The organism is Acinetobacter sp. N1-1, assembly GCF_056711485.1.
On sequence record NZ_JBWXUO010000016.1, the window covers coordinates 1 to 8033 of the forward strand.

At 31.8% G+C, this 8033-nt stretch carries 7 protein-coding genes; 2 read left to right on the forward strand and 5 right to left on the reverse strand.

The features are described 5' to 3' along the window. Positions 1-65: 65 nt before the first annotated feature. Together AC1MPL_RS11880 and AC1MPL_RS11885 are read right to left on the reverse strand one after the other, a co-directional pair. Complete coding sequence (locus AC1MPL_RS11880) at positions 66-494, reverse strand: peptidylprolyl isomerase (protein ID WP_479766251.1); 429 nt, start codon at positions 492-494, stop codon at positions 66-68. Between the two features lie 841 nt (positions 495-1335). Beyond that, entirely contained in the window at positions 1336-2592 is a 1257-nt protein-coding gene (locus tag AC1MPL_RS11885; protein WP_479766252.1) for a DNA cytosine methyltransferase, read from the reverse strand. A 79-nt stretch (positions 2593-2671) separates the two neighbouring features. Here AC1MPL_RS11885 and AC1MPL_RS11890 point away from each other — a divergent pair, with 79 nt between their 5' ends. Continuing rightward, positions 2672-3484, forward strand: a complete 813-nt coding sequence (locus AC1MPL_RS11890; protein WP_479766253.1) for an MspI family type II restriction endonuclease — start codon at positions 2672-2674, stop codon at positions 3482-3484. Positions 3485-3593: 109 nt separating this feature from the next. Here the strand turns inward: AC1MPL_RS11890 and AC1MPL_RS11895 are convergent, their stop codons facing one another. After that, positions 3594-5066 (reverse strand): ATP-dependent nuclease, encoded by a 1473-nt coding sequence (locus tag AC1MPL_RS11895; protein WP_479766254.1) that lies wholly within the window; start codon positions 5064-5066, stop codon positions 3594-3596. A gap of 392 nt (positions 5067-5458) precedes the next feature. On the opposite strand from AC1MPL_RS11895, the gene AC1MPL_RS11900 reads away from it, so the two are divergent. Beyond that, complete coding sequence (locus AC1MPL_RS11900) at positions 5459-6322, forward strand: IS982 family transposase (protein WP_479764820.1); 864 nt, start codon at positions 5459-5461, stop codon at positions 6320-6322. Positions 6323-6395: 73 nt separating this feature from the next. Here AC1MPL_RS11900 and AC1MPL_RS11905 read toward each other — a convergent pair whose 3' ends face one another. Both AC1MPL_RS11905 and repM read right to left on the reverse strand, forming a co-directional pair. Next, positions 6396-6848, reverse strand: a complete 453-nt coding sequence (locus AC1MPL_RS11905) for a plasmid replication DNA-binding protein (RefSeq protein ID WP_479766255.1) — start codon at positions 6846-6848, stop codon at positions 6396-6398. A gap of 65 nt (positions 6849-6913) precedes the next feature. After that, positions 6914-7843 carry a replication initiation protein RepM gene (gene repM / locus AC1MPL_RS11910; protein WP_479766256.1) on the reverse strand — a complete coding sequence of 310 codons (930 nt, stop codon included), beginning with the start codon at positions 7841-7843 and terminating at the stop codon, positions 6914-6916. Positions 7844-8033 lie beyond the last annotated feature (190 nt).

The window sequence follows — 8033 nt, forward strand, 5'->3', positions numbered from 1 at the left end:
ACACACAAGAGGGTGGGCAAAATTGCTCCTTTATCTAAGATAAAGGAGCAATTTTTCATGACTATTTATAAAAAGCTATGCAAGTGAATGTCTATAATTAAAGGAATATTTGAAGGAATGTTTTTATCTAACTTATCAAAATTAGATGCTTTTGATGCAGGAATAAAGAATCGACTTTTCCCCGTTTTTTTCATAGTTTTAATTGCTTCAATCATTGGTTCATTTAAATCAGATAGATTAACTTCTTTTTCAGCCATTTCTATTCGAGTGGAATAATCAAGATTTCTAACTGTATATGAGAAATGAATTTTATGTTGATTATTAGGTATACCACCTAGACCTGATTCAAGAATTTCATATTGAATTCCTGATGATAGAGTAGAAATACCTAGTTTTGAGGTGTTCCTTTTAAAAAAGTCTTCATTCATGTCTGCATTTGCAAAAATAGAAGTGAATAATAAAAATCCACCTACAAGATATTGGTTATTAAACATATATATCCATAAAAATTAATTTTAATACACTATAATTTATATAAATATATAGATATTTCAATAATATAAAAATATTTTATATTGTTGTATTCTTTTTGATCGACTTTACTAGCAAAACCTACCAAAACTGCCTAAAAAAAAGCCGACATGTTTCCGAGTCGGTTTTTTTTGTGTTTTTCGTATTATGTAAAATATTTAAGGCACTGATAAACAATAATTAATTAAGAAAGAGTTCGGGTAATGTCCATTATGTTAAACGGGGGTATAAACTTTTATTTTTTAATCATTACTTAGGAGTATATGATCTTTATAAGTTAGTCATCTTTCAGTATCTAAACATTCTTTTAACGTTTTTACGATGAACTTTAATACCAATAACTATGAAAAATCCAAAACTTATCAATGGAGTTAGCCATAATCCGTTTGTGATGTCGTTAATATTATTTTCAATTAGTGGTTTGAAAGGTAACTGCCCAAATATCTGAAAATTATAAATACTGTTTACTAACTTAGTGTAAAAATATTGAACTATTAGAATAGAAGAGACTCCAATTAACCAAATGAAATATGGAAATTTATATCTACCGAGAGTTTCCACATGTAGATATAGCCAGTTTAAGAAATTTTCTTTCATATACAAATCCTTAGAATTGAGTAATTTCGATTATTAACTAGCCAAAAAAGGTTGTCTATAAAGTTTTCTACTAAAACGACGTAATCTGACGCTAAGAAAATATTGAGGCAATATAATTAAAAAGCGGACATTTCTACTTTGGGGCTACAAACAGACTTTTCATAAGAGATTTTATGTTAAATAGCCCCTAATTAAGGGGCTATATTTTTAAATGAGTTCTAATTCAAAGTTTTGTTGCGGAGTTGGTTGTTTAACAGTTTTTAGAGCCAAACTAATTTGTTCTGCAATTTTTGTAACCACGGGAACGACAACAGAATTACCCATTTGACGGTACATCTGAGTTCTTGATACGGGAATAACAAAATCTTTTGGAAAACCCATAATAGCTTTGCATTCATTAGTTGTTAAAAGACGGATACCTGTTTCTCCATCCTTAACAAACGTACCTGTTAATCGTTGAATTTTATGATAGGTAGAAACTAATGTTTTAATTGCCCCAGTCGTATTTTTGTCAATTAAAGAAGGTTTACCATCCTCTTTTTTAAAGAGATAACTTTTTTGCAGATGCTCTGAAATGCTATATCCAGTCACTTCGCTTTCTAAAACTTCACCGATATCTTTAGATATCATCGGTGGTTTAGGAAACTCGAAATGAATATTTTGATTTAGGAAAGCAACCAAGTAAAAACGTTTACGTTTTTGTGGGATTCCAAAATGGCTAGCGTCTAGTACAGTATGATGAACTTTGTAGCCCATATCTTCTAGTGTCTCAATGATGACTTTCAGTGTGTTTCCATCATCATGATTAATGAGACCAGGAACATTTTCTAGAAATAGAACTGGGGTTTTTTTTGTTTCAATAATACGAACAATTTCATGGAACATTGTTCCTTGGGTCGGATGTTCAAAGCCTTCTCTTTTACCAATATGGCTAAATGGCTGGCACGGAAATCCTGCACATAAAATGTCATGCTGTGGAATAGTTGTAGCCCCAACTTTTGTAATATCTCCAAAAGGGACTACACCAAAATTTGTATAATATGTAAATTTCGCAAAGGAATCTATTTCAGAAGAAAAAACACATTTTCCGCCATTTATTTCAAATGACTGTCTTATTCCCCCGATACCTGCGAATAAATCAATAAACTTGAAATCACCACTATCAGCATATTTTCTTTCTCCGATATGAGTGATTTCAGCTAATTCTTCAGCATTTTTACTGATTTGATTTTGGCTATAACTATCAAATATCTGTTTTTGGAGTGTTTTTTGAACAGTTAATTCGTCAAAGTTAATCTTATCTTTGAGCTTTTCTTGGAGAAAAGAGTAATAGGCTGGGTGCATTTCAGTTTTACCTGATTCCCATTGTTGCCATGTTTTATCACTAACTTCAATAATTTCAGAAACTTGCTTTTGAGTTAGATCTAATTTATTACGAATCAATTTCAATATTTCGGGCTTCATTTTACGGTCAAAATCTATAATTTTCCAAATTATCCGTAAAAGTGATAGTCGTGACAAGATCTTATATGCTTTTACGTTTTTGAATGTAGAAGAAATGACCCCATTACTTAATTACTTATATACAAAATATGGAGTTGATCAGTTATCACATGGTGCTATTACTGATGCTTTAGGTGATGTATATGAAGAGTTTGTAGAATCCATATTTAAAAACTTAGCAACACTACAAAGTTGGCCAGTTAATACATTGGAATATTGTATTGCAGACCATCTGTTCAAGTATCTAAATTTAAATATTTCACATATCTCTGCTATTTCATCCAGCCGTGTAGGTATTCCATTAACAGCAAGAGGCGGATCGCCTAAGACGGATGTTTACCTAAATATTTTGTTAGTTAATCAGCAACAATTATTGGTTCCTTTGAATGTAAAGCAATCTACCGTAGCTAAGGTTTCTTTTGCTGAATATGATGTAAATACAATTGTTCAAGCTCTAGGAATTAAAGATCAACACTTGATTTATTTATTACAGAAGCACCAAGTGGATGCCAGTGCCAAAAATTTCACTGTTGATGAAAAACAATATTTAAGACAGTCTTTAGCTCCTTATGCTAGAAGCTTAGTTCGATGGTGTATTACCTTGAATCCTAATCCCACACTGCAAGATATTAGGTATCCAGAGTATGTTATCAGATTTGATCTACATCATCCTAAAAATAACAATCCTATGGGGAATAAATATAAGGATTTCAAAGTATATGATATCGACAGCTACATTAATAAAATTATGCTAAATAATAGTGGTAATCCCAGAGTTGGAGGCTTTGGGACTGGTTTGAGTTGGACTTATGCAACTGGAAGTAAGGGGCTGAAAATTCAATTTAAAGCATAGTAATATTGTTTTTGAGGATAAAGCTCAGGAAATGCAAAAGCCTAAATCTAGGCTTTTGCATTCTATATAACAGAAGGTGTTGATTTATTGGTTAAAAAAATAGAATATTTTAAATGGCGTGATAGTTATTAATTTTTAACACCCTAATCATTTCATCTATCGAAAGCTTTAGTTCATCCCCAGTGTAGGGAATACCTTGCATAGTAGTATTTTCTGGGTGGTGAATATGATTTCTGATAAAAGTCATTAACGTTACTGAATAAGATGGACGTGCAGTTCCATTTATTTCTTTAATCCATGATTTATCTTTGGAGCAACTTTGGACTTCTAGCCAAGATTCAAAGTCTTTTTCATTGTGTTTACCAGATTTTTCTTGCAAATATCCATATAGTTCATTATGCAAATCGATAGTAGGTAAGTTGTAGGCTTTATAGTTAATTTCTCCCCATGTTGGACTCCATGGGAAAAAATAATCCATATTAGCTTTTGATATAACATTTTTATGATTTTCTTTCTTAAATATAAATATTCCAACTTTATCAAGATAGCGAGAATTTAAAAAATAAGGCGAATGAGTGGTTACAAAGACCTGCCGATATTTTGAGATTTCTAAGAGAGCATCAAATAATTTCATTTGTCCTGTAGGATGTAGACAAATTTCAGGCTCATCTATAAATAAGTAAAATGGTCTAGATAACTGTTTTTCTTGGTCAAATGCAATTTCTTCTGCATAAATTTGAAGTAAAGCTAATGCAACAGATCGTTGCATTCCATTTCCCTTTTCATCCATTTTGACTTGTACACCATCATCAATAAGTATGGATGAACCTTTAAAAAATGACTCGATTTTAGGAGTGTCAAATTGAAAGTTTAAAGATGCTTCACCAAATTGGCTAGTAAAAATAGAATTGAGTTTTTGTTCAATAACAGAAATTTTTTGCCGTAATTCTGATGTTTGAGAATTAAAGATTTGATTGAATCTTTCTTCAAAAGCAAGGAATTCATCTGTTTTTGCATGTTCTGCTGCAATTTCTTTTAACAGTGTGCCACATAATGTTGATGCACCAAAAGCTGCTTCATCATTAGGATTAGTATCAGCCCAGATAAAATTAGTTTCAAACAGTTTTTTTATCGTCGCATCAAGACCTCCTGTATTAGTAAATGAATTATTACTTTGATTCCACGTTTTTAAAACTTTGATTTCTGAAGTTGATCTAGAGATCTTAAAGTAGTCTTTACCTTCCTCACATTGATAGGTTACTTCTCTAAAAGACTCTACTTTATTAGCTTGAGCAAATGTCTCAATAATGTTAAGTATTTCTCCAATAAATTCTAGTTCGATTACTGCTTCTTGTGCAGATTCACCAGTTGAGCTTTTGTGATGAATTATATTTAGATCCTTTTTTGTACTATTTCTTATAAAATCAATAGCTTCTAATACAGTGGATTTCCCACTATTATTTTCTCCAATGAAAATATTAAGGCCACTACCTTTTTCACCCGTTGGAGTATTAAAGAATAAATAATTATGTTCTTCAGAAAACCCTTTAAAATTCTTAATTCTTAAACTATTTAAATGCATTAAATTCACTATTTTTTTAAAAAACAATTACTTGAAAATATATAGAACTACTATATATTAAGCAACGGAATCTCTCTAAATCTTTCCCATAAATAAGCAAGGGCTTTAATGGGTGTTAGTTCCCCCAACTAACAGAATTAGATAGGGAGTAAGGACATGACCAAGAAATTAGTCAATGTACGAGCATATAAACGCTATCGTTTGGGTGTTTTAGAGCATGTGTGCAAGCACAAACGCTCTTATCCTAAGCGTTAAGTTATATAGAGAGATTCCACTAAAATATCTTTTTAATTAACCCGAATCACGGATAAGCGAAGCTAAAGAATTATAAAAAAATAGAAGATTGCCTTACTTTATTGAGTTTCTAGACACAAGTAAGCAGACAACCTTCTATGTACGATTATACGGAACTATTTTGCTTGATCGATGACTTTTGTATTCAATTTAAGCCTATTTATTTTGAAGCCTTGAAAGAATCTGGAGTAAGACAACGTTCTCGTCAAGCACTATTAGAGCTATCAGAAGTCATTTTTTTAGCTGTATGGTCACACCTCAGTGGATTTAAAACATTTAAGCAATTCATTGTCTTTATTCAACTTTACCATCGCAAAGCATTTAAATATCTACCTTGCTATGCTCGTATTAATGCACTCATCAATCAATATGCAGATGCCATCATTGCATTCTTTGAAGCGATTCGAGGGAAAGCTAAAAAAGATCACATTCACTTCATGGATTCAACGCCATTACGGGTTTGTAAAAATATGAGAATTTCAAGACATAGAACCTTTAAGGAAAAAGCCAGTCGAGGAAAATCTTCTACGGGATGGTTCTATGGGTTTAAACTACATCTTATGGTCAACCGTGCTTGTGAGATTGTATCTGCTTTAGTGACCACGGGGAAAAGGGCTGATATCCAAGTGGCCTATCCATTATTCAATATGAGTAAATTTCAGGGTAAATTATTTGCAGATCGAGGATATATTTCTAAATTCCATCAGCAATTCTTTGAAAAACAAGGCTGTGAGCTGATTACACGAACAAGATCAAATATGGATGCACCTCCTTTACGTAAAGAAGATGAGCATTATATGTGTCAAAGAAACTTGCTTGAAACAGTGAATGGGCAGCTCAAAGAAAGCTTTGGATTAGAAAACTCTCGTCATCGTTCATGGCGAGGGTATATTGCTCATATTTATGCGACTTTGATTGCTTATCAATGTACTGCGACTAAACCTAAAGTTCAGGACTTATAAATAATTTCTTATCCGTGATTCGGGTAATATAACCAACATAGGAATCTAAATGAAGCTTAAGGCTCCATTTTCTTTAATCAAAAAGTCGACTCCAAAAACCTTTTTTGGGTTTTGTATCTTCTTCGTATTCTCGTACTAAATTCTCTTCTGATAGAGGATCTATACTCTCTTTTCGTTTTGGCTCACCTAATAAAAACTGTATTGCTTGTATTTGCTCATCTTTAACCTGAAGTTGTTCACGCTGAAAAACCTCCCTTTCTTGGGCCAAATCTAATTGCTTTTTAAGGATGTCTATTTGCTGTTTCAAGATGTCTACCTCAGTTTCTTTTTGTATCCTAATAGACTGTAACGTGGCTACATCATTATTTAGATCCATAGATGGCTCACCAAAGATTCTGATGGCTTCTGAAAGGTCAATTTTACCATCACTATTTTTAGATAAATCACCTTTTTTTATACGTTTATAGATTGTTTGTCTATTTATTTTATATAGTTCAGATAACTCAATAACTGATAGAGGTTTCACGACTTTCTCTCATGTAAACTTATGTCTACTAGGTTACATTAAAATAAATACATTAGGCTACATAACTATTTTGCCGAGAAACCTAAACTTTTTAGATGAGGAATGAATTTTTTTTGTTTAGATTCATCTCGCAGCATATTTTTAATTCGACTTGCCAAAGCTTCATAACTTTCATTACCCTCTGCTAAGTAAGCTAATTCTGGTAATTGAGCAAGTTTATTACCAAACATGTTAATTTGAGCATCGGTTAATTCTTGAAATTTTGCATGATCAAAGGTCTTTTTAATTTTTGATTTAGTCGACTTATTTTTTGTTTTCACTTTAAACTGAATATCGGTAATAACTCTGCCGCTTTTAAATTGACTGTATTCAACAGTAATGTCCGTATAAGTGTTAATTTCCTTAATAGCCTTATCAAGTACATTTGACTTAAAGTTCGACATAGTCGAATATTCATCTACACTAAGTCCTAACTTTGACCTTAGATCAACAATATTAAACTTTTCAGTTGTTTCCATATTCAACCATTTGATCAATAGCTCATATAATCTTATGCTATATTTACTTTTAAAATCAGATACCTGCTCAATATAATATCTTGTAAATTGTTCACTTAATCGGCTAATTAGGCTAATAACTTCAGTACTAAGATACAAAACGATCAAGCCATTGGAGTCTACATAGCTAACTTTATTAACCCAGTTTGCCGTTGTAAGTGCCATATGTCCTTTATAACGGTCTAGATAGCTGAACTCCCTTCTTTTTAAGGTCTTTGCAGCATCTCTAATAAGACCATACGCATTATTGCTATCTACTTTAAATTGATGAATATAATTACTTACAGATACTTCTATAGGCATATCTGGTGTCAGTGTTAAACATTCTCTTGCTTCAACAATCGCTAATAACATGATGCGTTGTTCTATAAGGGATAAATTAAAAGATGCATCAATAAGAGCATTGTCTTTTACAACGAGTTTACTATTGTTGGTCATTTTATAATACAAATTATCTAATATAACTAGGTTATAGATTATCTATTTTAAATAGTCAAAATTTTAACTATTCGAATACCCCTTAAACCTAGTTTTATAACCCCTTAAACCTAGTTTTATAACCCCTTAAACCTAGTTTTATAACCCCTTAAACCTAGTTTTATAGGTCTTGAAAGTATTGGTATCAAAG